Annotated in this window: 20 protein-coding genes and 1 pseudogene; 5 read left to right on the top strand and 16 right to left on the bottom strand. The window is 72.6% G+C overall.

The window, feature by feature from the left end; genetic code table 11:
* Positions 1-72 precede the first annotated feature (72 nt).
* The 3 genes from ACFV1J_RS03150 to ACFV1J_RS03140 form a co-directional block, all read right to left on the bottom strand.
* Positions 73-888, bottom strand: a complete 816-nt coding sequence (locus ACFV1J_RS03150; protein ID WP_385855470.1) for a DeoR/GlpR family DNA-binding transcription regulator — start codon at positions 886-888, stop codon at positions 73-75.
* A gap of 128 nt (positions 889-1,016) precedes the next feature.
* The gene (locus ACFV1J_RS03145; protein WP_385855469.1) at positions 1,017-1,412 is read right to left on the bottom strand and encodes an SHOCT domain-containing protein; all 396 of its coding nucleotides are present in this window, start codon (positions 1,410-1,412) and stop codon (positions 1,017-1,019) included.
* Positions 1,413-1,444: 32 nt separating this feature from the next.
* The gene (locus ACFV1J_RS03140) at positions 1,445-4,189 is read right to left on the bottom strand and encodes a SpoIIE family protein phosphatase (protein WP_385855468.1); all 2,745 of its coding nucleotides are present in this window, start codon (positions 4,187-4,189) and stop codon (positions 1,445-1,447) included.
* Positions 4,190-4,608: 419 nt separating this feature from the next.
* Here ACFV1J_RS03140 and ACFV1J_RS03135 point away from each other — a divergent pair, with 419 nt between their 5' ends.
* Positions 4,609-4,956 (top strand): hypothetical protein, encoded by a 348-nt coding sequence (locus ACFV1J_RS03135; protein WP_385855467.1) that lies wholly within the window; start codon positions 4,609-4,611, stop codon positions 4,954-4,956.
* 186 nt (positions 4,957-5,142) lie between these two features.
* On the opposite strand, the gene ACFV1J_RS03130 is transcribed toward ACFV1J_RS03135, so the two are convergent.
* Positions 5,143-6,606 (bottom strand): APC family permease, encoded by a 1,464-nt coding sequence (locus ACFV1J_RS03130; protein ID WP_385855466.1) that lies wholly within the window; start codon positions 6,604-6,606, stop codon positions 5,143-5,145.
* Positions 6,607-6,929: 323 nt separating this feature from the next.
* Entirely contained in the window at positions 6,930-9,014 is a 2,085-nt protein-coding gene (locus tag ACFV1J_RS03125; RefSeq protein WP_385855465.1) for a SpoIIE family protein phosphatase, read from the bottom strand.
* Between the two features lie 443 nt (positions 9,015-9,457).
* On the opposite strand from ACFV1J_RS03125, the pseudogene ACFV1J_RS03120 reads away from it, so the two are divergent.
* Positions 9,458-10,505 (top strand): annotated as a pseudogene (locus ACFV1J_RS03120) (AMP-binding protein).
* Between the two features lie 57 nt (positions 10,506-10,562).
* On the opposite strand, the gene ACFV1J_RS03115 reads toward ACFV1J_RS03120, so the two are convergent.
* The 3 genes from ACFV1J_RS03115 to ligD all read right to left on the bottom strand — a co-directional run bounded on the left by ACFV1J_RS03115 (position 10,563) and on the right by ligD (position 13,449).
* Positions 10,563-10,859, bottom strand: a complete 297-nt coding sequence (locus tag ACFV1J_RS03115; RefSeq protein WP_385855464.1) for a hypothetical protein — start codon at positions 10,857-10,859, stop codon at positions 10,563-10,565.
* A 154-nt stretch (positions 10,860-11,013) separates the two neighbouring features.
* Complete coding sequence (locus ACFV1J_RS03110; RefSeq protein WP_385855463.1) at positions 11,014-12,243, bottom strand: PP2C family protein-serine/threonine phosphatase; 1,230 nt, start codon at positions 12,241-12,243, stop codon at positions 11,014-11,016.
* Between the two features lie 183 nt (positions 12,244-12,426).
* A complete protein-coding gene (ligD, locus tag ACFV1J_RS03105) occupies positions 12,427-13,449 on the bottom strand; it encodes a non-homologous end-joining DNA ligase (RefSeq protein WP_385855462.1) in 1,023 nt (340 codons plus the stop codon).
* A 74-nt stretch (positions 13,450-13,523) separates the two neighbouring features.
* Here ligD and ACFV1J_RS03100 point away from each other — a divergent pair, with 74 nt between their 5' ends.
* Complete coding sequence (locus tag ACFV1J_RS03100) at positions 13,524-14,585, top strand: ATP-dependent DNA ligase (RefSeq protein WP_385855461.1); 1,062 nt, start codon at positions 13,524-13,526, stop codon at positions 14,583-14,585.
* A 9-nt stretch (positions 14,586-14,594) separates the two neighbouring features.
* Here the strand turns inward: ACFV1J_RS03100 and ACFV1J_RS03095 are convergent, their stop codons facing one another.
* The 4 genes from ACFV1J_RS03095 to ACFV1J_RS03080 all read right to left on the bottom strand — a co-directional run bounded on the left by ACFV1J_RS03095 (position 14,595) and on the right by ACFV1J_RS03080 (position 18,610).
* Positions 14,595-15,581, bottom strand: a complete 987-nt coding sequence (locus ACFV1J_RS03095; RefSeq protein WP_385855981.1) for an MASE1 domain-containing protein — start codon at positions 15,579-15,581, stop codon at positions 14,595-14,597.
* A 1-nt stretch (position 15,582) separates the two neighbouring features.
* The gene (locus tag ACFV1J_RS03090; RefSeq protein WP_385855460.1) at positions 15,583-16,479 is read right to left on the bottom strand and encodes a PP2C family protein-serine/threonine phosphatase; all 897 of its coding nucleotides are present in this window, start codon (positions 16,477-16,479) and stop codon (positions 15,583-15,585) included.
* Between the two features lie 149 nt (positions 16,480-16,628).
* The gene (locus tag ACFV1J_RS03085; protein WP_385855980.1) at positions 16,629-18,215 is read right to left on the bottom strand and encodes an APC family permease; all 1,587 of its coding nucleotides are present in this window, start codon (positions 18,213-18,215) and stop codon (positions 16,629-16,631) included.
* A gap of 188 nt (positions 18,216-18,403) precedes the next feature.
* Positions 18,404-18,610 (bottom strand): hypothetical protein, encoded by a 207-nt coding sequence (locus tag ACFV1J_RS03080; RefSeq protein WP_385855459.1) that lies wholly within the window; start codon positions 18,608-18,610, stop codon positions 18,404-18,406.
* Positions 18,611-18,680: 70 nt separating this feature from the next.
* Between ACFV1J_RS03080 and ACFV1J_RS03075 the strand changes: the two genes are divergently transcribed.
* On the top strand, positions 18,681-18,935 hold the full coding sequence (locus tag ACFV1J_RS03075) for a hypothetical protein (protein WP_385855458.1): 255 nt from the start codon (positions 18,681-18,683) through the stop codon (positions 18,933-18,935).
* Positions 18,936-18,959: 24 nt separating this feature from the next.
* Here ACFV1J_RS03075 and ACFV1J_RS03070 read toward each other — a convergent pair whose 3' ends face one another.
* Positions 18,960-19,340: an acyl-CoA carboxylase subunit epsilon gene (locus ACFV1J_RS03070; protein ID WP_385855457.1), complete on the bottom strand. Its 381-nt coding sequence runs from the start codon at positions 19,338-19,340 to the stop codon at positions 18,960-18,962.
* Positions 19,341-19,628: 288 nt separating this feature from the next.
* Between ACFV1J_RS03070 and efeB the strand changes: the two genes are divergently transcribed.
* Positions 19,629-20,873, top strand: a complete 1,245-nt coding sequence (gene efeB / locus ACFV1J_RS03065) for an iron uptake transporter deferrochelatase/peroxidase subunit (RefSeq protein ID WP_385855456.1) — start codon at positions 19,629-19,631, stop codon at positions 20,871-20,873.
* Between the two features lie 907 nt (positions 20,874-21,780).
* Here efeB and hypE read toward each other — a convergent pair.
* Genes hypE through ACFV1J_RS03050 form a run of 3 tightly spaced genes read right to left on the bottom strand, consistent with a single transcriptional unit; the run spans position 21,781 to position 24,357 of the window.
* A complete protein-coding gene (hypE, locus tag ACFV1J_RS03060; RefSeq protein ID WP_385855455.1) occupies positions 21,781-22,920 on the bottom strand; it encodes a hydrogenase expression/formation protein HypE in 1,140 nt (379 codons plus the stop codon).
* The gene (gene hypD, locus ACFV1J_RS03055; RefSeq protein WP_385855454.1) at positions 22,913-24,037 is read right to left on the bottom strand and encodes a hydrogenase formation protein HypD; all 1,125 of its coding nucleotides are present in this window, start codon (positions 24,035-24,037) and stop codon (positions 22,913-22,915) included. Before hypD ends, hypE begins: the two co-directional genes overlap by 8 nt.
* Complete coding sequence (locus ACFV1J_RS03050) at positions 24,034-24,357, bottom strand: HypC/HybG/HupF family hydrogenase formation chaperone (protein WP_385855453.1); 324 nt, start codon at positions 24,355-24,357, stop codon at positions 24,034-24,036. The genes hypD and ACFV1J_RS03050 overlap by 4 nt, the downstream gene beginning before the upstream one ends.
* Between the last annotated feature and the right edge of the window lie 10 nt (positions 24,358-24,367).

Genomic DNA, 24,367 nt, shown 5'->3' with positions numbered 1-24,367 from the left:
ATCCGATTTTGCGTGAAGCGCGCAACTCAGGGTGGCCAGCCGCCGTTCGGACTGTCAAGGGGCGCGCACGCCTCACCCACGGCCGGCGTCCCCACGCCCCGACTCGCCGGCGTCCCCGTCTTCCCCGGCCGTCCGCACCGGCCAGCCCGCGTCCCGGAACGCCGCGCGCCGGCCCTCCCCGCCGTCCGTGATCAGGCCCGTACCGGCGGGCACGGCCGCCCAGTAGGGAAAGCCCCCTCCCCCACCGAGCTTGGAGTCGTCGGCGAGCACCCAGGCGGCCCGTGCGCACTCGGCCATGGTCTCCTTCAGCGCGGCCTGCTCCGGGTCGGGGCAGTTGATGCCGCGGTGCGGGTCCAGGCCGTCGACGCCCAGGAAGGCGAGGTCCGGGGTGAGCCGGCGCAGCGCCTGGTCCGTACGGGTGCCCAGCAGCGACTCGTTGGGCCGCCGCAGCCGGCCGCCGAGCACCACCACCTCGACCTCCGCGTCCGCCAACTCCACCAGTGTGGAAAGGCCGTTGGTGACGACCGTGAGGTCGGTACGGGCACGCAGTTCGTGCGCCAGCCGCGCCACGGTGGTGCCCGCGTCGAGCAGGACGACGTCGCCGGGGCGGACCAGCGCGGCCGCGGCACGGGCGATGGCGTCCTTCTCGGGGCGCCGTTCCCGCGCCTTGTCGTGCCAGGACCGCTCGGCCGCCCGGGGGTCGAGCGCACCGCCGTAGGTCCGGGTGATCCGGCCGAGCGCGGCCAGCGTCGCCAGGTCGCGCCGGACGGTGGACAACGAGACGTCGAACTCGGCCGCCAGGTCGTGGACGCTGATGTCGCCGGCGCCCAGCAGCTCCACCATCCGCTCCCGCCGGCGGCGGGTGCCCGGGCGCTCCCCACTGGTCACGTCGCTGCCCCTCCTCGTCCCTGGCCGACCCGACGCCGACCGCCCTCCCGAGTTGCGCGTTTCACGCAGTTCTCCTGGCTCGCGAGACTAACAGCCGGCGGAACGGTGGGGTCCCGGCGCCGCCGCGATCAGGCCAGTACCTTGTCCTTGGCCTTCCGGTACTCCTCCTCGGTGAGGTCCCCGTGGGCCTTGAGATCGGCGAGCTTCGCCAGCGCATCGGCGTGCCCGGCGCCCTCGCCGCCGGCCCCGACGGTCTGCCGCAGATACGCCTCCATCTCCCGCTGATGCTGCTCCGCCCGCGCCACCTCGCGTTCGGTCATCCCGCGCCCGCGGGCGAGAACGTAGATGAAGACGCCGAGGAAGGGCAGCAGGATCACCAGCACGAGCCAGCCCGTCTTGGCCCAGTTGTTGAGGTCCGGGCTGCGGAAGATGTCACCGATGATCCGGAACAGCAGGATCAGCCACAGAACCCACAGAAAGACCAGGCACATCGTCCAGAACGCGTTGAGCAGCGGGTAGTCCATCACGGCCTCCCTGTGTCGCGAGCCGCGGCCTGTCACTTGTCAGGATGCTCGCCCTCGACCGTTCCCGCGACCAGATCGTCCGCCGCCGCGAACGGCTCGCCGTCGGCCACCGCCTGCTCGGTCCAGATCACCTTGCCGCCGGCGGTGTAGCGGGTGCCCCACCGCTCGGCGAGCTGGGCGACCAGGAAGAGCCCACGGCCGCCCTCGTCCGTGGTGGCGGCCTGGCGCAGATGCGGCGAGGTGCTGCTGCGGTCGGAGACCTCGCAGATCAGGGCGGTGTCGCGGATCAGGCGTACGCCGATGGGCCCGGTGGCGTAGCGGATGGAGTTGGTGACCAGTTCGCTCAGGATCAGCTCGGTGGTGAACGCCTCGGCCGCCAGGCCCCATTCGATCAGCTTGCGCACCGCCGCGGCCCGGACCTGGGCCACCGCGGAGGGGTCGGGCGGGACGTCCCAGTCGGCGATGTGCGCGGCATCCAGCACCCGGGTGCGGGCGACGAGCAGCGCGATGTCATCGCTGGGGTTCTCCGGCAGCAGCGCGCCGAGCGCGGCCTCGCAGGTCTCCTCCGGGGTCCGTCCGGGCCGGTCGGCGAGGGTCCGGGCGAGCAGCGCCGTGCCCTCGTCGATGTCCCGGTCGCGGTCCTCGACGAGCCCGTCGGTGAACAGCACCAGCCGGCTGCCCTCGGGCAGCCGGCACTGCCAGGTCTCGAACGGCAGGCCCCCGAGGCCCAGCGGCGGACCGCCCGGCACCTCGGCGGTCTCGACGGTGCCGTCGGGCCGCAGCACCATCGGCTGGACGTGCCCGGCGCGGGCCATGGCGCAGGTCCCGGACGCCGGGTCGTAGATGGCGTACAGACAGGTGGCGCCGGTGACCGAACCGCCGGCCTCCTCGGCGCCCTCGTCCTGGTCGATGCGGGTGACCAGTTCGTCGAGGTGCCAGAGGATCTCGTCGGGCGGCAGGTCGAGGTTGGCGAAGTTGTGCACGGCGGTGCGCAGCCGGCCCATCGTGGCGGCGGCGTGCAGCCCGTGGCCGACGACGTCGCCGACGACCAGTGCGACCCGGGCGCCGGGCAGCGGGATGATGTCGAACCAGTCGCCGCCGACGCCGCCGAGCCCGCCGTGGCCGGCCTGCGCGGGCAGATAGCGGTAGGCGGCCTCGACGGCGTTCTGCTCGGGCAGCGCGCGCGGCAGCAGACTGCGCTGGAGGGTGATCGCCATGGTGTGCTCGCGGGTGTAGCGGCGGGCGTTGTCGATGCTCACCGCGGCCCGCGCGACCAGTTCCTCGGCGAGCGAGAGCTCCTCCTCCTCGAAGGGCGCCGGTTCCTGGGAGCGCCAGAAGAGGACCACGCCCAGGATGGCGCCGCGGGCCCGCAGCGGGACGGAGATCATCGAGTGGATGCCGTGCGCGACGATCCGCCGGGCGCGCTGGGGGTTCTGCAGGTGCCAGCCCCGGAACGCGGTCAGGTCCGGTTCCAGGACCGGTTCGCCGCGGTTGATGCCGGAGCCCACCGAGGTGGCGGGGTCGAAGCGGACGAGGTGGCCGACCGGGTAGAGCCCGCTGTCCGGTGGTGCGCCGCTGACGGCGGTGCGCCGCATCTCCATGCCGCCGACGGCGGGGACGGTGGGTTCCTCACCGGTCAGGACGTCCTCGGCCAGGTCCACGGTGACGATGTCGGCGAACCGGGCGGCGGCGAACTCCGCCAGCTCCTCGCAGGTGCGCACGACGTCGAGGGTGGTGCCGATCTCCGTCCCGGCGTCGTAGAGCAGCTTGAGGCGGCCGCGGGCGGATTCGGCGCGGCCGGTGAGCGCCCGGAGCTCGGTGGTGTCGCGGAGCGTGGTGACGCTGCCGGGCGGGCCGCCGGCCTGTTCGGTGGAGCGCTGGTTGACGGCCAGCAGGCGGTCGCCGACCGGGTGGACCTCGTCGGTGACGGACCGGCCGGAGGACAGCAGCCGGGCGGTGTCCGGGTCGAGCCCCAGGTCGGCGACCAGGCGGCCTTCGACGTCCGCCGCCAGGCCGAGCAGCCGGCGGGCCTCGTCGTTGGCGAGCAGCAGCCGCCCGTCGGCCCCGACGATGATCACGCCTTCCCGTACGGCGTGCAGCACCGCGTCGTGGTGCTCGTACATCCGGGTCATCTCGGCGGGGCCGAGGCCGTGCGTCTGGCGGCGCAGCCGCCGGCTGACCAGGGCGGTGCCGCCGGTGGTGAGGAGCAGCACGGCGGCCGCGGCGCCGAACAGCAGCGGGAACTGCTGGTCGACCACGCCGCTCACCTTCTTGATGGTGATGCCGGCCGAGACCAGTCCGACGACCTTGCCGTCGCGGCCGCGGACGGGGACGACGGCCTGGACGAGCGGCCCGATGGTGCCGGTGATCCGCTCGGTGACGATCCCGCCGGCCAGTGCCGGCCGCAGCGTGCCGACGAACTTCTTGCCGATCCGGTTGGTGATCGGGTGGGTGTAGCGGATGCCGTCGGTGTTCATCACGACGATGAAGTCGACGCCGGAGAGCTTGCGGGCGGTCTCGGCCCGCGGCTGGAGCACGGCGGTCGGGTCCGGGCCCTTGAGCGCGGCCTCCAGCCCCGGTGCGCTCGCGAAGGTCCGGGCGACGGCGACCGATCTGTTGCGGGCCTCGCGTTCGGAGTCGGTCCGGGACTGCAGCACGAGGGCGGCCATGGCGGCGGCGACGAGCAGGACCACGATCGCCACCTGCAGGAGAAAGACCTGGCCTGCGACAGTTCGCATCCTGAGAACCGAACGCGGGCGGCCGTAGCGTCCGGCCATGTCCTCTTTCTACACCTCCCGCATACGGTGGGCGAGCCACGCGTTGCAGAGCGCAGCCGCCGCCGGGCCGGCCCGGTGTCGCGCGACAGGGCCTCGTGGTCTGTCCGCAGATCGTCCCGTGATCCGGGTCCGGGCGCCAGAGGGCGGGAAGACCCCTGGGTACGTTTTACGGGCGCACATATGCGAACGTCTTCGACGAACGGGACATACGGTCCCTCGAGTTAGGGAACGTCCATGTAACTCTCCCCACAGGTTTATTTCCGCTTCCGTTCGGGATGTACCGCTCGGGTGATCGGTGCGCCGGGGCAAGTTGCCTGGTCAGCACGGTTTGCCGGGTCCCGGGGGTGGCCGCGGGGACGGGTTCGGGGACGCTCCGGGTGGCCTACGCGCCGGCGGGCCGGTATGAGACGTTCGTGGGCATGCATGTTCCCGAGGAGATCCGTGCCGACGCGGCCGCCCTCATCGACCACCACGCGCTCGGCCGGTGGAAGCCGAACGACGCCGACCGGCGGGTCGCCGTCGCGCTCTTCCGCTTCCTGGAGACCGGGCTGCCGCTCACGGGCGAGCAGATCCGGTCCGCCCTGGCACACCCGGAGCCGGCGGGCCCGGCCGACGAACGGCTCGTAAGGCTGCTGGACGGCACCGCCGCGCTGCTCGACGACGGCCCGGTGGCCGACGGCCCCGCCGGGCGGGACGCCGTCGACCACGTCTGCCTGCTGCTGGACGCGCTGGCGCTGTCCCACCCCGCGGAGCCCTCGGGCCGGTAAGAAGCCGCAGCCGGGCCCCCAGGCACGCGTACGAGCCCCTCGTACCCGCACCTGGGGGCCCGCGGCGGTTCAGCTTGATTCAGCCCCGCCCGGGCCGGCACGCGACCGCTCGGGCACACACGACGAGGCCCGCCCCGGAGCGATGCTCCTGGGCGGGCCTCGTCGGCTGTCCGGCCGTGGGTGCCGCTAGCCCGTCACGCCGGCGGCGGAGGCGGTCGTCGGCTGCTCCACGGGGGCCTGCTCGTCCTCGGGGACCGAGATGACCCAGTGGGTGTCCTGGCGCGGGCGCAGGTAGACCGCCCAGTAGACCGCGGCGGCGGCGACCAGGGCACCGGTGATGAGCAGGCTCTTGGCGCTCTGCTGGTAGAGCACCCAGGCCAGCACCACGATCAGCAGCGCCGGGACCACCGGCCACAGCGGCATCCGCCAGGCCAGCCGGTGCTTGTGCTCACCGCGGCGGGAGACCAGGGCGCCGAGGGCGACGAAGACGTACATCGCGGCGACGGCGACACCGGTGACCTCGCTCAGGGTGTCGAGGTTGACGAAGCAGAGCGCCGCTCCGGGGACGCCGACCACGAGGGTGGCCGCCCAGGGGGAGCCGAAGCGCCGGCCGACGTGCGAGAAGGCGCGGTTGACGACGGTCGGCCAGGCGGCGTCACGGGCCGAGGAGAAGACCACCCGGGAGTTCTGGATCACCATCACGATGGTGGCGTTGATGATGGCCAGGGCGATGCAGAGGCTGACGAACGTGCCGATGCCGGAGTTGCTCCAGCTCTGGACCATGCCGGCCACGTCACCGGCGCCGAGGGTCTTCAGGTCGGGCGCGCCGAGGGTGATCGCGACCACCGGGATCAGGACGACCGCGGCGCCGATGCCGAGGGTCCACAGGACCGTGCGGGAGACGTTGCGGCGCGGGTTCTCCATCTCCTCCGCGAGGTACACGGCGGTGGAGAAGCCCTGGAGGATGAAGAGCGCGGTGGCCAGTCCCGTCACGATCAGTCCGGCGGTGACGGCGGTGCTGTGTCCGTGGCCGGCGTCGAGCACGGGGTGGACGAGCACGGAGGCGGAGCGGTGGGTGTGGGTGAAGCCGAGGAAGGCGACGACCGCGCAGGCCACGACCTCCAGGACCAGGAAGATGCCGGTGATCCAGGCGTTGGCGCGCAGGTCGAGCAGGCCCATGGCGGTGGCCAGCAGCATCACGGCGGCGGCGGTGTACTGCGGATCGAGATGGATGATCGGGGCCAGATAGTCGGCGGTGCCCAGCGCGATGATCGGTGGGACGATCATGACGACGATCAGCGAGAGGATGAAGACCAGCCAGCCGGCGAGGCGGCCCATGAGGGTGCCGACCATCGCGTATTCGCCGCCGGAGCTCGGGATCAGGGTGCCGAGCTCGGAGTAGGTGAAGGCCACGCCGATACAGAGCAGGCCCGCGATGGCGATGGTCAGGGCGGTGCCGGTGCCCAGGCTGGCGAACGAGTCCGGCACGATCACGAAGAGCGACGAGGCCGGGGTGAGGCAGGAGAGGGTGAGCAGGGTGCCACCGACCACACCGATGGAACGGGTGAGTTTGGGGGCGGCGGCGGTTCCCTCCGCCACACTGCGGGTGTCCCGCTCGGACGCTGCGGGGGCAACAGGCGTGTAGGGCATATCGGTTATCCGTGTCCCATCGGTGCGGGGGCCAGGAGGGGCGCCTTGTGGGGGAAGAGCGCCATGAGCGGAAGCGCCCGGCTGACCACGGGCGCCGCTTCGGTGACCGAATAAAACCCCCGCCGTCGAGGTCCGTCAATACCTTGTTAAGAGTGTGAGACGACGAAATCCGTCGCCGATTGCCCCTACGGAACGCGGATCCATGTACTAACTGCCGTACGGAAGCGGATTTCGCGGCAGCGGGGGGAGGGTGCGGATTCTGCGCCCGAAAGCCGGAAACCGGCACAGAAATTCTCCGCTCCCGGCCGACGGTGCGCGCCCGGTCACTCCCCGTCGGTGCGGACCCGGGCGATGAGCAGGGCGACGTCGTCGTGCCCGTGCTCGTCGCGCAGCGCGCCCAGCAGGCGGTCGCACAGCCCCTCCAGGTCCCCCTCGGGCTCGGCGAGCACGGTGAGCAGGGTCTCCAGGCGGACGTCGATGGCCTGGTCGCGGGTTTCGATCAGGCCGTCGGTGTAGAGCACCAGCAGATCGCCCTCGTGCAGCGGGACCATGGTCTGCTCGAACGGGACGCCGCCGACGCCGAGCGGGGCGCCGGTGGGCAGGTCGAGCAGTTCGGGCGGGCGGCCCGCCCGGAGGAGCGCGGGTGGCAGATGCCCGGCGACCGCGATCCGGCACCCGTCTTGCTCCGGGTCGTAGACCGCGTACAGGCAGGTGGCGAAGGCCGGGTCGAGGCCGGCGGCGATGTGGTCGAGGTGGCTGAGCACCTCGGCGGGGTCCAGATCGAGATCGGCCAGCGCGCGGGCCGTGGTGCGCAGCTGGCCCATGGTGGCAGCGGCGTTGATGCCGCTGCCCATGACGTCGCCGACCACCAGGGCGGTCTTGCCGCCGGCCACCGGGATGGCGTCGAACCAGTCGCCGCCGACCTCACTGGCCGCCTGCGCGGGCTGGTAGCGGTAGGCGATCTCCATGGCGACGGGCTGCGGCGGCCGGTGGTTCATCAGGTGGCGCTGGAGGGTGAGCGCGGTCCGGCGTTCGCTCTGGTAGGAGCGGGCGTTGTCGATGCAGACCGCCGCCCGGGCGGCCAGTTCGACCGCGAGCACCGCGTCGTCCTCGTCGAACGGCACCTGGTTGCGTACGCGGTAGAGCGAGAGCGCGCCGAGCACCTCACCGCGGGCGATCAGCGGCACGGCCAGATAGGAGTGGAGTCCGGCCTCGCGGAGCAGGGCGGCGCCCTCGGCGTCGACGGCGATGTGCGCCAGGTCGTCCTCGGTCACCTGGGCGACGAGCACCGGGCGGGCGGCGGTGACGCAGCGGGTGATCAGCCGGTCGGTGTCGTAGGAGGCGATCTGGCCGGTGGGGTCGGCGGCGCGGACCGCCTCGGTGGCGTACGCCGCGGAGACCGCGAGGGCGCGGAAGCGGGCCGGGCCGCCGCCGGCGAGCACGGCCGGGCGCCGACCGTCCAGGACGGCGTCGAGGACGTCGACCGCGGCCAGGTCGGCGAGTTCGGGGACGATGACGTCGGCGAGCTCGTGGGCGGTCTGGTCGACGTCGAGGGTGGTGCCGACGCTCGCCGAAGCGTCGGCGATCAGGGCCAGCCGCCGCCGGGCGCGGGCGGCCTCGCTGGCGGCGCGGTGCTGTTCGGTGACGTCCACGACGGAGGTGGCGAGCCCGAGGACCCGGCCGCCGGGGTCCTCCAGCCGGTAGTACGACACCGACCACGCCTGGTCGGTGTGCGGGTCGGCGGCCGTGCGGCCGACGGTGAACTGGTCCAGCAGCGGCTGCCCGGTCTCCAGGACCTCCCGCATCCGGTCCACGATGACCTCGGTGTCGAGGAACGACAGCGCCTCGCGGACGTGCCGGCCGATGTGCCGCTCGGCGGGCAGGTCGTTGATCCGCTCCAGCGCCGGGTTGACCATGACGAAGCGCAGGTGGGTGTCCAGGACGGCCAGGCCGATCGGTGACTGGGCCACCAGGCGTACCGAGAGCGCCAGATCGCGCTCGACCCGGCGCAGTACGGCCTGGTCGGTGGCGATGCCCAGGGCGTAGGACTCACCACGCTCGTCCAGCAGGCGCATGTTGCGGAATTCGACCAGCCGGGTGCTGCCGTCCTTGTGCCGTACCGGGAAGACCCCGGCCCAGCTCTCGCCGCCCGCCATGACGTCGGAGAACAGCCGCAGGACGAGGTCGAGGTGCTCCGGCGGGACCAGCAGCTTGGCGGCGGACCGGCCCAGCGCCTCCTTGGCGGTCCAGCCGAAGAGTTCCTCCGCCTGGGGACTCCACAGGGCGATCCGGCCGTCCGCGTCCAGCATCACGGCGGCCACGCCCAGTACGTCGAGCAGGCCGCCGGGCTGGCCCGGTGCGGCCCCGACCGGGGCAGCGCCCTCGGGGAACGCGTCGGTCGCACCCATCCAGGCACTCCTTCCGCCGGCCCCCTGGGACCGACAGCCGTGGCGCTCTCCGTACATCGGCCGATTCTCGCCGTGTTTCCGCTGCCCTCCATCATCTCTCGCCACGGGACGGCCCCGCAGGGAGAGCGGGAGCAGCAGGGCCGGGGCGCCCGGTGCGCGAGGGAGCATTATCCGACGCGGGTGCCTGCGCGGCGACCTTGTCGGCGATATTCGGGGCGATGAATCCGGCCGACGTGGGGGCCGGTGGTGCGCGGGACCGGCAGGTCATGGCCGTGGGGGTGGCCTGCCGGCTGCCGTGCCACCGCCCGGCAGGAGCCGCCGAGTTGGAGATGTCGATCACCAGGGATTACCCTGCCCTTTAGTTGCCTCTAGCAACTAAAGATAGGCGATCACACACCCGGCGGCCATGACCGGGCCCGCCGGTGTGGAGGAAGCCCGACATCATGTCCATCGCTGACCGGACATTCCGCACCTACGTGGAGGAGAACCTCGATGCACTTAGCTCCGACCCGGCGCACGAAGCCGTGGTCCACCAGGGCCGCCGGGTAACGGCGGGCGAGTTCCGCGCCCTGGTCCACCGCACGGCCCGGGCCCTGCGCGCCCGCGGCGTGGCCCGCGAGGACACCGTCACCCTGCTGAGCGGCAACCTCCCCGAGACCCTCGCCGCCCGCTACGCCGCCAATCTGATCGGCGCCCGTGTCAACCACCTCTACAACAAACTGTCCGCCGAGTCCCAGGCCGACATCGTCCGCGACGTCGAGACCCGGGCGCTGATCGTCGACCCGCGGTACGCCGAACGGGCCGCCGAGGTCACCGAGTTGGCGCCCGTACCGGAGGTCCTGGTCCTCGGCCCGGCGAAGCGCGGCACGGACCTGCTGGAGCTGGCGGCCGAGCAGACCGACGAGCCGTTCGCGAGCCTGGCCCGGCCCGAGGACGTCTGCACCATCCGCCACACCGGGGGCACCACCGGCCACCACCCCAAGGGCATCTGCACCACCTTCGAGCAGGCCCGCTGATTCCGCGGCGTCCTGCCGGAGGAGCCGGGCGAGCGCCGGCAGCTGGTCGCGACGACGCTGGCGCACGCGGCCGGCGCGATGGCCGACAGCAACCGGCGACATCGGATTCCTCGACGACGACGGGTACTTGACCATCGTCGACCGGATCAAGGGCATGATCGTCGTGGTCGGCGGCCATGTGTACACCACCGAGCTGGAGGACCTGCTGAACTCGCACCCGCAGGTACTGCAGAGCGCCGTCTTCGGGGTCCGGGACGCCGACCGCATGGAGCGGGTGCACGCCGCGGTGGTGCGGGCGCCGGGGAGCACGGTCGACGGGCAGGAACTGCGCGCGATGGTGTGCGCGGAGCGCGGCGCGATGTACGAGCCGGCGCACCTCACCTTCGTCGACGCGCTGCCGCTGACCGACGCCGGCAAGCCGGACAAGAAGGAGCTGCGCCGCCGGGCCGAGCAGGAGGCCGGCACGGCCGGGTGACCGCAGCGTCGGGCCGCCACAGCCGAACGCTGCGGCGGCCCGACATGCTACTGCGGGTCAGATGAGACCCCACAGCCAGCCGAAGGGGCCGAAGCCGTGCCCGTAGCCGTTCCCGTAGCCGAAACCGTTGCCGTAGCCGTTGCCGAAGCCGCCGTAGCCGCCGAAACCACCGTAGCCGTGGTGGTCGCAGTCGTGGTGGTGGTGGTGACGGTGGTGGTGCCGACCGTAGTGGTCGTGGCCCGACGCGGACGCCGCCGGCTTCTGAGGAGCGGCGGAAGCCACACCGGCGAGCGGGACGACGGCGGCGGCGGCAATCGCCGCGGCGGCCACGGAGCGACCTATGATCTTGCGCATTGCGTTTCTCCTGTTTGGCAGGAAATCTGACATTCCGATGAGTACCGCGCACCGTCACAAACCGCGCAGACACGACGAAGAGCCACTCCAACAGCCCCAAGAATTGCTCCACTCGCGGCAATGAAAAGGCAAAGGCTGGTGGGCGACGCACAGGTCAGAGCCGGATGACGACGAGCGCGGTGTCATCGGTCGCCCCGTCGGGCGGCAGCAGTTCGGCCAGCAGCGCATCCGCGATCGCCTCCGCCCCGGCGCCCCGGTGCCGGGTCAGCGAGGCGGCCAGCCGTGCCAGCCCGACGTCGATGTCCTCGCCGCGGCGCTCGATCAGCCCGTCCGTGTACAGCACCAGCACGGCGTCGGCGGCGAAGGAGACCCAGGCCTCGGGACGGTTCACGTGCTCGGGCCGGGCCCCCAGCGGCGGATCGGTCGCGCCGTCCAGGAACTCCACCCGGCCGTCCGGGTGCAGCAGCGCGGGCGGCGGATGGCCGGCGCTGCTGTAGGCGATGGTGTGGCTGGTCCAGTCGATGAACGCCTCCACCGCGGTGGCGGATTCGGCGCCCTCCACCGAGCGGGCGTAGATGCCCAGCACCTCCAGCGCCCGGGCGGGCCCGCGGGTGACCAGCGTGGCGGCGCTCAGGGCACTGCGCAGCTGCCCCATGACGCACGCGGCCTCCAGCCCGTGGCCGACGACGTCACCGACCGCCACCGCCATCCGGTCGCCGGACAGCTCCGCCAGGTCGTACCAGTCCCCGCAGACGTTGAGCGCCCCGACCGCGGGCCGGTAGCGCACCGCGGCCCGGTGGTGTCCCACCGGGCGGGGCGCGGGCAGCATCGCTTCCTGGAGCGCCAGCACCACCAGCCGTTCCCGGGCGTGCGCGTGGCGGAGCCGGTCGTTGAGCTGCTGGAGTTCCTGGGCCCGGGCGTAGAGCTCGGCCGCCATCCGCTGCGGATCACCGCCGTGGTCCCGCCGGGCACCGGCCCGGATGGTCTCGGTGACCTCCTCCACCCGGTGCACGATCAGCCGCACCCGCCCGTCCGCGTCGAGGACCGGTGCGTTGACGGGACTCCAGTAACGCTCCTCGAACACCCCTGGCCGGCCGGGCAGTTCGACGTCGTAGCGCTGCAGGGCCATGGTGTCGGTCAGGCCGGTGGCCAGCACCCGCTCCAGGGACGCCCGCAGATTGCGGGTACCGGTGGCGTCGGGGTCCCGGGGGTTGTCGGGGAAGACGTCGAAGAGGTGGCGACCGACGACCTGGCGCCGCTGCCGGCCGGCGCGGCGCAGCAGGGCCTCGTTGGCGTCGGCGATCATCAGGTCCGGGGTGAGCAGCAGCACGGCGCCCGGCAGTGCCTGGAAGACCGCCGCATAGTCGATCGGCCATTCGTTCACGGCCGGCCCGCCTTCTCGTTCGCCACATGCGGAATGATCTCGTCCGGCGGGCGGACGCGCATACCGGACGGGAGGCCGGAGGCCGTCCACGGCGCGCGAACCGGGAGGCCGTACCGGATTCCGCGGCGGCCGGAGCGGATACGGCCGTCCGCGGCATCCGGCGCCCGACCGGCGCCGGAACCGTCAGCGCTTGCGGGCCCGGCTCGGCTGCACCCGGGTCGGCTCCCCCGGCATCTTCGGGTGATCGGGCGGATAGGGCAGATCGCCCAGGCCCTCGTCGGCCGCCTGCCGGTCCGCGAGCTCGAAGACGGACTCCAGCCCGAAGGCGTGGTCCGTCATGTCGGCGTGCACATCGCCGAGTTCCGCGAACCGCGCCGGCATCGTGCGCAGGTCGAAGTCCTCCGGCACGGCGTCGGACAGCTCCTCCCACCGCAGCGGGGCGGAGACCGTGGCGCGCGGCCGGGCGCGCAGCGAATAGGCCGAGGCGATGGTGCGGTCCCGGGCCATCTGGTTGTAGTCGACGAAGATCTTCGCGCCGCGTTCCTCCTTCCACCACGCCGAGGTGACCAGGTCCGGCAGCCGCCGTTCCATGGCCCGGGCCACGGTGATGGCGGCCCGTCTGACCTCGGTGAACGTCCACTGCGGCCGGATCGGTACGTAGATGTGCACACCGCGGCCGCCGGAGGTCTTGGGCCAGCCGCGCAGCCCGTGCTCGGCGAGCAGTGCGCGCAGTTCGTGGGCGACCCGCACGGCGTCCGAGTAGTCGGTGCCCGGCTGCGGGTCGAGGTCGATCCGCAGTTCGTCGGGGTGCTCGGTGTCGTCGCGGCGGACCGGCCACGGATGGAAGGTCAGGCACCCGAGGTTGGCCGCCCAGACCACGGCGGCGGGCTCGGTGGGGCACATCTCGTCGGCGAACCGTCCGCTGGGGAAGGCGATCCGGGCGGTGGGCAGCCAGTCGGGGAGGCCCTTGGGCGCCCGCTTCTGGTAGAAGAACTCGCCCTCCACGCCGTCGGGGAAGCGCTGCATCATGGTGGGCCGGTCGCGCAGACCGCGCAGCACCCCGTCGGCGACCGCGAGGTAGTACCGGGCGACGTCCAGCTTCGTGAAGCCGCGCTCCGGGTAGTACGTCTTGTCCGGGTTGGACACCCGCACCGTGCGCCCGGCGACGTCCAGTTCTACGGCCTTGTCGGCCCGGCCTCCGGTCATGCCTCCACGCTAGAGCGTGCCCGGGGGTTCCGCCCGGCGCGCGGGACGCGGCCCGAGCCGTCAGGATCGGGACCATGGACCTGCCCGTCATGCCCCCGGTCTCCCCCATGCTCGCCAAGCCGGTGTCCAAGATCCCCGCCGGCATGCAGTACGAGGCCAAGTGGGACGGCTTCCGGGTCATCGTCTTCCGGGACGGTACGGAGGTCGAGATCGCCAGCCGCACCACGAAGTCGCTCAGCCGCTACTTTCCCGAGGTGATCACGGCGGTCCGGAACGAACTGCCGCGGCGCTGCGTCGTCGACGGCGAGATCGTCATCGCCCATGACGGCCGGCTGCACTTCGAGGAGCTGCTGGAGCGCATCCACCCGGCGGACTCCCGGGTCCGCACCCTCGCCGAGCGCACCCCGGCCTCCCTGGTCGCCTTCGACCTGCTGGCCCTGGGCTCCGACTCGCTGATGCGCGAGCCGCAGTCGGCGCGCCGGGAGGCGCTGGTGAAGGCACTGCGGACGGCCGGGCCACCGGTTCACACCGCCCCTGCCACCACGGACCGGGAGCTGGCGGAGCACTGGTTCACGCAGTTCGAGGGCGCGGGGCTGGACGGGGTGATCGCCAAGCCGCTGGACCTGCCGTACCGGCCCGGTGACCGGGTGATGTTCAAGGTGAAGCACGCCCGCACCGCCGACTGCGTCGTGGCCGGCTACCGGCTGCACAAGAGCGGCCCGGTGGTCGGCTCGCTGCTGCTGGGCCTGCACGACGACGCCGGTCAGCTGCAACACGTCGGGGTCTGCGCGTCGTTCCCCATGGCCCGGCGGCGCAAGCTGGTCGAGGAGCTGGCGCCGCTGCGGATGGACGATGCCGCGGAGCACCCGTGGGGCGCCTGGACGGACGAGGAGGCGCATGCGTCGCGGCGGATGCCCGGCGGGCCGAGCCGGTGGAGCGGCGGGAAGGACCTGTCGTGGGTGCCGCTGCGCCCGGAGTGGGTGTGCGAGGTGGCCTACGACCACATGGAGGGCAGCAGGTTCCGGCACACCGCCCAGTTCCGCCGCTGGCGCCCGGACCGTACGCCGGAGAGCTGCACCTACGCCCAGCTTGAGGAGCCGGTGGGCTACGACCTGGGGGAACTGCTGCGGGACTGACCGCCGGGCCTAACTCCCGTCCTCCTCCGGGGGCCAGCGGCGGTGGTTCTGCCCCGGGGCGAGGCGGTCGACGACCTCGGCCAGTTCGCTGCAGGCCAGCTCGATCTTGCGGCGGATGGCGTTCTGCTCGGCGACGACCGCCGAGAGCAGCAGCGCGGTGAGCGCGGCGGAGGCATTGAGCGCCTGGAGGTTGACCATGGCCTCCAGCAGGCTCTGGCCCTCGAACGGTCCGGTGCGGTCGGTCGCCGCCGAGATCGCCAGGACGGACACCACCAGCACACAGGGCGCCGCACCGGCCAGCTGGAATCGCAGCGCCGCCCACACGATCACCGGGAAGATCAGGAACAGCAGCGACAGGGTGCTGTGCACCGCCACGAGGGAGGCCAGGACCGCGGTGGCCAGCAGGGCCGCCGCCTCCGCCGACCGGACCAGGGGCATTTCCCGGGGCGGCCGCAGGGTGCGGACGGCGAGCACGAGCGGGGTGACGACGAGGACGCCCATCGCGTCGCCCACCCACCATGCCGCCCAGGTCCGCCAGAAGTCCCCGGCCGGCAGATCACCGGTGATCACCTGGGTGCCGCTGCCGAACGTCGCGCTGATCACCATGCCGGCGAACGCGCCCAGGGCGACCAGTGCGACACCGTCCCGCAGCCGGTCCAGCTCGGTCCGGAACCCCACCTTGCGCAGCATCAGACAGGCGCACACCGGGGCGAGGGTGTTGCCGGTCATGATGGCGAGGACGGACCCGTCGACCGGGCCGAGCGAGGCGACGACCAGGAGCGTGCCGAGGAAGGCGGCCGGCCAGGTCCACAGCCCGATCAGCAGCAGGCTGCTGAGCGCGATACCGGTGGGCGGCCATAAGGGCGTGACCACGGCACCGGCGACCACCACCTGTTCCAGCAGCCCGATCCGGGCGGACGCGTAGTAGACGGCGGCGAGGACGAGGATCGTCAGGGCTGCCGGTGCGAGACGGCGGAGTTGCTCGGTACGCACCACATCAGCCATCAGACAACGCGGTCGGCCGGGCGCCGGCCACGACACGCACGCCCCGCTCGCGCTTCACCCACTCCTGGCCGCCGGCGCCGTCGAAGCGCAACACGATCACCGCGGAGTCGTCGGTGTGCCCGGTCAGTTCCGCCACGCTCATCACCGCCGCGGCGACCGCCGCCGGATCGCTGCCCGCGTTGGCCCGTACCAGCCGCATCACCTGCGTCAGCCCGGCCTCCATGGGGAACGACGGTCCTTCCACGACCCCGTCGGTGACCAGGGTGAACGCGCCCCCCATGGCGAGCCGGCGGCGGGTGACCGGGTACTCCTCCCCCGGCACGATGCCCAGCGGCAGGCCCCCGGGGTCGTCGGCGAGGCCGAAGCGGCCGTCGGTGGTGGCCCAGATCGCCGGTACGTGGCCGGCCCGGGCGCTGGTCAGCTCCCAAGCGGCCGGGTCGAAGCGGAGGAAGGTGCAGGTGGCGAAGAGCCCGCAGTCGACGGAGAGCAGCAGGTCGTTGGCGCGGCTGAGCACCTCGCCGGGGTCGGCGGCGTGCACCGCGACGGCCCGCAGCCCGAACCGGATCTGGCCCATGAAGGCGGCCGCCTCCACGTCGTGGCCCTGCACGTCGCCGATGCAGAACGCCAGTGACCCGTCGGGCAGCGGGAAGCCGTCGTACCAGTCGCCGCCGATGTCCAGGCCGTGCCGGGCCGGGGCGTAGGTGGCGGCGGTGCGCAGCCCGGGGAGCTGCGGCAGCCGGGCCGGCAGCATCTCGCGCTGCAGCGCCTCGGCGAGCTCCACGCGGGCCCGCTGCTTCTCGGCGCCCTCCCGCGCCTGGGCGGTCAGCCGTCCGAGCGTGGTCAGCAGATCGTCGGCACTCGCCGACCGCGGGGGACGACGCCGAGGCATGGATCGCTCCCGGGTGCATCGGTGCATGGGCCACTGCGGCGGCGCGCTCCCTGCGACGGTCCGCGGGGGCCTCCTGACCTGGGCTCATGGGGCTCTCGGGGGGAGCCCGCCTGTCCGGTTCATCATATTTCTGCGGGGTGACTTCCGCTTCACGACGCCGGGGCCTCCCCGGCGGCCGAGCGGTTCACCGCCAGATGACGGACGCCGGACCGTACGGCCCAGAAGAAGACCCCGAAGGCGAGGACGGCCACCGCGATCGAGTCGTACGGGGCGGGCAGCCGGCCGGAGCCCTCGAAGGTGCCCAGCCCGGAGAGGGCGGTCAGCGCGAGGAGGTAGACCACCAGCCAGGCACCGGTGCGCAGTTCGGCGGAGAGCGGGCGGACCGGCCCGGCGCCGTCGCTCTCGACGGCCGCGGTACCGCCGCGGGCGCCCGGGCGGCGCATGACGAGGAAGATCAGCAGGCCGGCCAGCACCAGCGGCAGCGCGAGCCGCAGGTCGTGCCAGCCCGACCAGTAGACGAACTCGCTCGACACGACGAAGCTGACCGGGGCGATCCAGCGCAGACCGGGCACCCAGCCGGCGGTGTGACCGCCCGGTTCGGCGCGGAACACCGCGACCGCGACCGCCGAGGCGGCGTAGATCAGCAGGTACATGTCGCCCATGACGCTCACGATGTCCTGCCAGCCGCCGAAGGGCAGCAGGAAGACCACGATGACCAGGAGGTTGACGGCCAGCGCGCGGCGCGGGATGCCGAACCGCTCGTTGACCTTCATGAAGTACCGGGGAATCGTGCCGTTCTTGGCGAGCGCGTAGGTGTGCCGGGCGTCGATGGCCACGCCCACGTAGGCCGAGCCGCCGGGCGAGATGACCGCGTCCGCGTAGAGCAGGCTGGACAGCCACTGCAGGTTGAGGATCAGGGCGAGCTGGCCGAACGGCGAGTCGAAGGAGACGCCCTGCCAGCCGTGGCCCAGGAGGCTCTCGGGGACGCTGAAGAGGAACGCCAGCTGCAGGGCGAGGTACATGGCCACGGCCAGGCCGATGCCGGTGAGCACGGCCGCGGGGATGGTGCGGCGGGGGTTGCGGGTCTCGCCGGAGAAGTCCAGCGGGGCCTGGAAGCCGTTGACTGAGTAGACGATGCCACCGCCGGCCAGCGCGGTCAGGCAGGCCACATAGCCGTACGGGGCGAAGCCGCCGTGGTCGGTGAGCCGGCCGGAGTTCCAGCCGGAGGCGAGCAGCGCGATCACGGTGACGACCGGTACGGCGATCTTGAACACCGAGATCAGGTTGTTCATCCGGGCGAACATCCGCACCGCGAACCAGTTCAGCGCCGTCAGCAGCACGCTGAGCCCGGCGGCCAGGCCGAGCCCGCCGAGCGTGAGGGTGTGGCCGTTGTAGAGGCCCGGGATGTAGTGCGCGGCGTACTGCATGATCGCGGTGATCTCGGCCGCGGTGCCGCCCACGGACAGCAGCGTCGACCAGCCGATGAGGGTGCCGACCAGCCGGCCGCTGGCGAACAGCGGCCACCGGACCGTGCCGCCGCCCTCCGGCCGGGACGCGCCGAGCTCGATCAGGACCAGGGCCACCAGACCGCACAGCAGACCGGCCCCGATCCAGGACAGCAGCGCCGCCGGACCGGCCGTCTGCGCCGCGTACAGGGCCGCGAACAGCCAGCCGGAGCCGACGATGTTGGAGAAGCCGATACCGGTCAGTCCCCAGAAGCCGAGGTCCCGGCGCAGCCGGCGCTCCTCGGCCTGGACTTCCGGCGCGCCGCCCCCGCCGGCCCCCGCTGATACCTGACGCTCCGCCACGAAAACTCCTCGACTCACTGTCCCGGCCCGGTTCCGGCCGGTGTCCCGGTGCGCCGGACCCTACTTGACCGGCACCGGACAGGAATCGTCCGTCCGCCCTATGGGCCCGCGGCACGTCACGAGAGCAGGTCCGCCGGCACCCCGAAGGTGCCGGTCAGGCCCACGCGGCCGGCGTCGGTGAGCCGGACCAACCGCCGGTAAGCGCCGTGCCGTGCCGCGCCGCAGCCGATCTCGGTGGTCCTCGCCGCCGCGGGCTTCCTCGTCGCCGCCGCGCTCCCCGCGCCGGATTCCCCCGCATCATCCGGCGGGATCGGGTAGGACATGAGGGGGGAACAGATGATCGGTGCACGGGGGGATCGTCCGTGGCCGGCGTACGAGACGAGGAGCAGCGAGATGACACTGCCATGGCGTGAGGACGAGAGCTGGCGCCGCCGCTACCCGCAGCCGGGCCCCGACTGGACGCAGGGGATGCCGCAGGGGACGACGGAGCCGCTGACCCCCATGGGGCGGATCGAGCAGTACGGCCGGATGGGCAGCGCGTTGCACGGCGGGTATGTCGCGCCCTGGCAGCGCAAGGTGATCCTCGGCTTCGTCATCGGCGCCGTGGTGGTCACGGCCACGGCCCTGCTGCTGGCCTTCTTCGGCTGACCACGATTCCGGCCTGACCCTGGCTCAGGCGCAGGTCCAACAGCCGGACCAGCAGGCGGACCGGTGCGGTCGGTGGCCCCGGGCGTGCCGGCGGTCGGCCGGGCGCTCCTCGTCCACCTGCTCCTGGCCGTCGACCAGGGCCCGCAGCCCGGCGAGCCGGGCGGACAGCACGACGGTGAGCGCGGCGAGTTCCTCGGGTTCGGCATGCCCCCGCTCGATGCGGAAGGTGAGGCCGGGTGGTGCGTCGTCCACCGGGCCCCGATCGTCGGGCGGCTCCGCGCCGAGCACCGTGGCCAGGTCCATCGGGATGCCGGGCTCGTCCGGCCGCGGCCGGCCGTTCGGTGTCCGCGTGCCGGCCGGCGGGCTCTCGGCGGTCTGGGTGCTCTCGTCGGTGAAGGCGTTCATGTGCGGGGGTTCCTGGAGTCGGGGACGGGGCGCGGCCGGTGCCCGCCCGCCGCGCCCGGCGGCCGTCTGCGGGCAGGTCACACGGGCGACGCTAGGAGCGCCCCGGCGCCCCCGCGCGCGGGGCGGCGGCCGGCTGCGCCGTTCAGGCGACCGAGCGGATGTCCCAGGCGTGATATCGGGGGCCGAGGCCGTGTTGGTCCCGTCGCGCGCGCCCCGGGCGGCGAGCATCACGCACAGGTATGTGCAGGCACGCGGGTGCCGGATGACGCAGTCAGGATGGGCGGGACGATGAGATGTGATCAGGCCGGAGACGGGCATGCCACCGCACGGGGCGACGGGCGCCGGGAATTCCTCCGGTGTGCGGCCGGCGTCGCGGGGGTGGCGGCCGCCGGGGGCCTCGGCACCGAGGCGGTCGCCACGGACCGGTCGCGGGACGACCGCCGGGACCTGCCCGACCGGGTGCCGTTCCACGGCCACCACCAGGCCGGGGTCGTGACGCCGCAGCAGCTCTTCGCTGGCTTCGTCGGCTACGACGTTCTGGCCGAGGACCGGGACGGCCTGGTGGAGCTCTTCCACAAGCTCACCCACCGGTCCCGGGTCCTGACGGGCGGCGTGAAGCCGCACGACGAGCTGGTGGCGCGGGAGCGCCCGACGCCGGACTCGCTCACTATCACCCTCGGCGTGGGCGCCTCGCTGTTCGACGACCGTTTCGGGCTGTCCGGCCACAAGCCCCGCCATCTCAAGGCGATGCCGGCCTTCCCCGACGACCGGCTGGAGCCGGCCCGCTGCCACGGCGACCTGTCCCTGCAGATCTGCGCCGAGCACCCGGACGCCATCGTGCACGTACTGCGCGACGTGGCACGGGAGACGGACGGTCTGCTGCGGCCGCGCTGGCGGCGGGACGCCTTCCTCAATCCGTCCCGGCCTTCCGGGTCACGACGCAATCTGCTGGGCTTCAAGGACGGCATCGTCAACCCGGACACCGAATCGTCCCGGGAGATGGACCGGCTGATGTGGGTGACACCGCCCTGCGGCGAGCCGGACTGGGCACTGGGCGGCTGCTACCAGGTGCTGCGGCTGATCCGCTTCCACGTCGAGAAGTGGGACAAGGTGCCGCTGCGGCGGCAGGAGGGGATCTTCGGCCGGCACAAGGCGAGCGGGGCGCCGCTGGACGGCCGGCACGAGTCGGACGCGCCGGACTACCGCAACGATCCGCACGGCCGGCACATCCCGCTCGACTCCCACATCCGCCTGGCCAACCCGCGCACCCACAAGACGGACCGCTCCCGCTTCCTGCGCCGCAGTTACAACTACGACGCGGGCTTCGACCACACCGGCCGGATGGACCTCGGCCTGGTCTTCTGCGGCTACCAGCAGGACCCGGAGCGCCAGTTCGCGACCGTACAACGCCGCCTGCAACACGAGCCGCTGGCGCGGTTCGTCACCCCCATCGGCGGCGGCTACTTCTTCATCCTCCCGGGCGTCCGGGACGGGGACGACTGGTTCGGCTCCCAATTGCTGAAGAAGACCTGACCGTCCGCTGCGCTTTGGGGTGCCTCCCACGTACTTGGCCGTCCCGCCGCGGTTGTTGCTCGCCGTCGCGCGCTATGCGGCGCCCCGTACGTACCTCGCATTCCCGCCGCGGGGCTTGCTCGCCGTTGCCCGCTTTGCGGCGCCCCCGCACGTACCTTGCCTTCCCGCCGCGGGGCGTCTCGCCGTTGCGCTTTGCGGCGCGCCGCACGTGCCTGACTTTCCCGCCGCGGGACTCGCTCGCCGTTGCGCTTTGCGGCGCGCCGTACGTTGTCGGCTGTCTCGCCGTTGGGCTTGGTCGCCGTTGCGCCTGGCGGCGGGCGTGGTGTTTTCGGGTGCGGTGCCGGCCCTCCAGACTTCGTCCTCCGGTCCAGCCCCTCCCGTGGGTGGGGGGTGAGAGGCCGGTGGGGGCGGGCGTTGTCGTTCGGCAGTGTCTTGCGTCATGCGGTGTCGGGAATACCGCCCCGGCTCGCCGAGTTGAGGCCCGCAAGGGGTGCCCGTATCCCTTACGGGATCTGTTCGCCCCGCCCTAAGGGACCCTCGACGCCCACCCCCACCGGCCTCAACTTCCCCCCAACGGGAGGGGACGGGCCGGAGGGGCCTTGTTCGTGGGCTTCGCTTCCAGGGGCTCAATCAAGGAGCGAAGGCGGAGCGCAGCGGAGCGTAAAGCGAAGCAGTCCACGAACAAGGCCCCGGAGGACCGTCACCGCACCCAACAACACCCGGCCCGCCGCAGGCGCAACGGCGAACAACACCCGCGGCGGGACAGCCAAGTACGTGGGAGGCGCCGCCAAGCGCGCAACGGCGAGACGCCCCGCGGCGGGACAGACGGGTACGTACGCGGCGCGCCGCAAAGCCCAACGGCGAGCAACCACCGCGGCGGGAAAGCCAAGTACGTGGGCAACAAGCGTCAGCAGATCCGTGGGAGCTGTTCCCCCAGCGGCAGGTCAACGACCCGTGTGCCCCCCAGGGGCGTGCGGGCCACGACCATGCCGGGGTGGGTCGCCACGGCCTCGCCGATGATCGCCGCGCCGGCACCCAACGGGTGCCTCCGCATCGCGGCCAGTACCGCGTCCGCGTGCTCGCGCGGTACGAACGCCACGAGCTTGCCCTCGTTGGCGACGTACATCGGGTCCAGCCCGAGGATGGCGCAGGCGTTGGCGACCGCGGGCGGTACCGGGATGGCGCGTTCCTGGATGACGATGCCGGTGCAGGACGCGGTGGCGATCTCGCACAGCGCCGCGGCCAGCCCGCCGCGGGTGGGGTCGCGCAGGACGTGCAGGTCCGGGGTGACCGCGAGCATCGTCTCGACGAGCCCGCCGAGCGCGGCGCAGTCGCTCTCGATCTCCACGCCGAATTCCAGGCCCTCGCGGACGCTCATGATGGCCACGCCGTGTACGCCGATGTCGCCGCTGACGATCACCACGTCGCCGGGGACGACACGTTGGGGGCGGAGGTCGACGCCGTCCGGGATCAGCCCGAGGCCGGCGGTGTTGATGTAGACACCGTCGCCGTGGCCCGCCTCGACGACCTTGGTGTCGCCGGTGGCCACCTCGACCCCGGCGGCCCGGGCGGCCGCGCCCATCGCGTCCGCGACCCCGGCGACCACCGGCATCTCGACGCCCTCCTCCAGGATGAAGCCGCAGGAGAGGTACGCGGCCCGGGCGCCGCTCATGGCGAGGTCGTTGACGGTGCCGTTGACGGCGAGGTCGCCGATGCTGCCGCCGGGGAAGAACAGCGGCCGGACCACGAAGGAGTCGGTGGAGAAGGCGAGCCGGGCGCCGCCCAGCGACACCGCGGCGGAGTCGCCGAGCTGCGCGAGGACCTCGCCGCCGAAGGCGGGCACGAAGATCTGCTGGACGAGTTCGGCGGAGAGTGCGCCGCCCCCGCCGTGTCCCATGACGACCCGCGGCTGGTCGCGCAGCGGGGTGGGGCAGGTCCAGCCGGAGATGTCGACGGTGGGGAGTCCGCGGTCGGCCGGGGTGGGGGCCCCGGTGGCGGCGTTCGACGCGTGCGACGCCGTCAGCGGGGTGTGCGGGGTGTCAGGCAACGGGGCTCGCCTCCAGCGGGGTGGGCGGGGTGCCGAGTCGGCGGTACAGGTAGTAGGCGGCGCACGCGCCCTCGCTGGAGACCATGGTGGCGCCCAGCGGGGTGCGCGGGGTGCAGGTGGTGCCGAACGCCTCGCACTCGTGCGGCTTGATGAGTCCCTGCAGGACCTCGCCGCTGCGGCAGGCGGCCGGTTCGCGGGTGGTGATGCCGTCGACGGAGAAGCGGTGTTCGGCGTCGTAGTCGCGGTAGCGCTCGGCGAGCCGCCAGCCGCTGGCGGGGATGGTGCCGATGCCTCGCCAGCTGCGGTCGGTGACCTCGAAGACGTCCCGGAGCATCTTCTGCGCGGTGGGGTTGCCCTCGCTGCGGACGGCGCGCGGATAGGCGTTCTCCACGGTGTGTTCGCCGCGCTCCAGTTGGCGGACGGTGCGGCGGATGCCCTCCAGGATGTCCAGCGGTTCGAAGCCGGTGACCACGATCGGCACCCGGAAGCGTTCGGCCAGGGCCGGGTACTCCGCCATGCCCATCACGCTGCACACATGGCCGGCGGCGAGGAACGCCTGGACCCGGCAGCTGGGCGAGGTCATGATCGCCTCGATGGCGGGCGGGACCCGGACGTGCGAGACCAGCATGCTGAAGTTGCGGATGCCGAGCTTGTGGGCCTGATGGACCGTCATGGCGTTGGGCGGGGCGGTGGTCTCGAAGCCGATGCCGAAGAACACCACCTCGCGGTCCGGGTTCTGCTGGGCGGTCTTCAGCGCGTCGAGCGGGGAGTACACCACCCGTACGTCGCCACCCTCGCCGCGCACCTGGAACAGATCGCGGTCGCTGCCGGGGACCCGGAGCATGTCGCCGAAGGAGCAGAAGATCACGCCCGGGCGGGCGGCGATCTCCAGCGCCTTGTCGATCACCTCCAGTGGTGTGACGCACACCGGGCAGCCCGGTCCGTGGATCAACTCGACCTGTTCGGGCAGGAGTTGGTCGATACCGTGCCGGATGATGGTGTGCGTCTGGCCGCCGCAGACCTCCATCAGGGCCCACGGCCGGGTTGCCGTGGCCCGGATGTCGTCCAGCAGCCGGCGGGCCAGCTCGGGGTCCTGGAATTCGTCGATGTACTTCACTTCCGCGCCTCCCGCGCCGTGTCGCCGCCGACGGCCGCAGGGGACCCGCCGGCTTCCGCGGCCGCCGCCTCCCAGGGGTCGCCGAACTCCTCCTGGAGCAGTCCCAGTTCTTCGAAGAGGGCCAGGGTCTGGCGGGCCGAGTCCTCGTCCAGGCGCTGCAGCGCGAAGCCGACGTGGACGATCGCGTACTCGCCGACCTGGAGGTCGGGGACGTACTCCAGGCAGACTTCCTTGACCACGCCGCCGAAGTCGACGGTGGCCATCCGGGTGCCGTCCCGCTCCTCGATGTCCAGTACTTTGCCGGGTACCGCCAGGCACATGGGCCTCTCC

The organism is Streptomyces sp. NPDC059649 (assembly GCF_042734445.1).
Lineage (GTDB): Bacteria > Actinomycetota > Actinomycetes > Streptomycetales > Streptomycetaceae > Streptomyces.
Note: the sequence above shows the minus strand (reverse complement) of the source record. Positions and strands in the feature narration are given on the sequence as shown.

Excerpts from the sequence above, each read along its gene's own strand:
- ACFV1J_RS03145 (WP_385855469.1), bottom strand. The coding sequence starts at position 1,412 with ATGGACTACCCGCTGCTCAACGCGTTCTGGACGATGTGCCTGGTCTTT.
- ACFV1J_RS03140 (WP_385855468.1), bottom strand. The coding sequence starts at position 4,189 with ATGGCCGGACGCTACGGCCGCCCGCGTTCGGTTCTCAGGATGCGAACT.
- ACFV1J_RS03135 (WP_385855467.1), top strand. The coding sequence starts at position 4,609 with ATGCATGTTCCCGAGGAGATCCGTGCCGACGCGGCCGCCCTCATCGAC.
- ACFV1J_RS03130 (WP_385855466.1), bottom strand. The coding sequence starts at position 6,606 with ATGCCCTACACGCCTGTTGCCCCCGCAGCGTCCGAGCGGGACACCCGC.
- ACFV1J_RS03125 (WP_385855465.1), bottom strand. The coding sequence starts at position 9,014 with ATGGGTGCGACCGACGCGTTCCCCGAGGGCGCTGCCCCGGTCGGGGCC.
- ACFV1J_RS03115 (WP_385855464.1), bottom strand. The coding sequence starts at position 10,859 with ATGCGCAAGATCATAGGTCGCTCCGTGGCCGCCGCGGCGATTGCCGCC.
- ligD (WP_385855462.1), bottom strand. The coding sequence starts at position 13,449 with ATGACCGGAGGCCGGGCCGACAAGGCCGTAGAACTGGACGTCGCCGGG.
- ACFV1J_RS03100 (WP_385855461.1), top strand. The coding sequence starts at position 13,524 with ATGGACCTGCCCGTCATGCCCCCGGTCTCCCCCATGCTCGCCAAGCCG.
- ACFV1J_RS03090 (WP_385855460.1), bottom strand. The coding sequence starts at position 16,479 with ATGCCTCGGCGTCGTCCCCCGCGGTCGGCGAGTGCCGACGATCTGCTG.
- ACFV1J_RS03080 (WP_385855459.1), bottom strand. The coding sequence starts at position 18,610 with ATGTCCTACCCGATCCCGCCGGATGATGCGGGGGAATCCGGCGCGGGG.
- ACFV1J_RS03075 (WP_385855458.1), top strand. The coding sequence starts at position 18,681 with ATGACACTGCCATGGCGTGAGGACGAGAGCTGGCGCCGCCGCTACCCG.
- ACFV1J_RS03070 (WP_385855457.1), bottom strand. The coding sequence starts at position 19,340 with ATGAACGCCTTCACCGACGAGAGCACCCAGACCGCCGAGAGCCCGCCG.
- efeB (WP_385855456.1), top strand. The coding sequence starts at position 19,629 with ATGAGATGTGATCAGGCCGGAGACGGGCATGCCACCGCACGGGGCGAC.
- ACFV1J_RS03050 (WP_385855453.1), bottom strand. The coding sequence starts at position 24,357 with ATGTGCCTGGCGGTACCCGGCAAAGTACTGGACATCGAGGAGCGGGAC.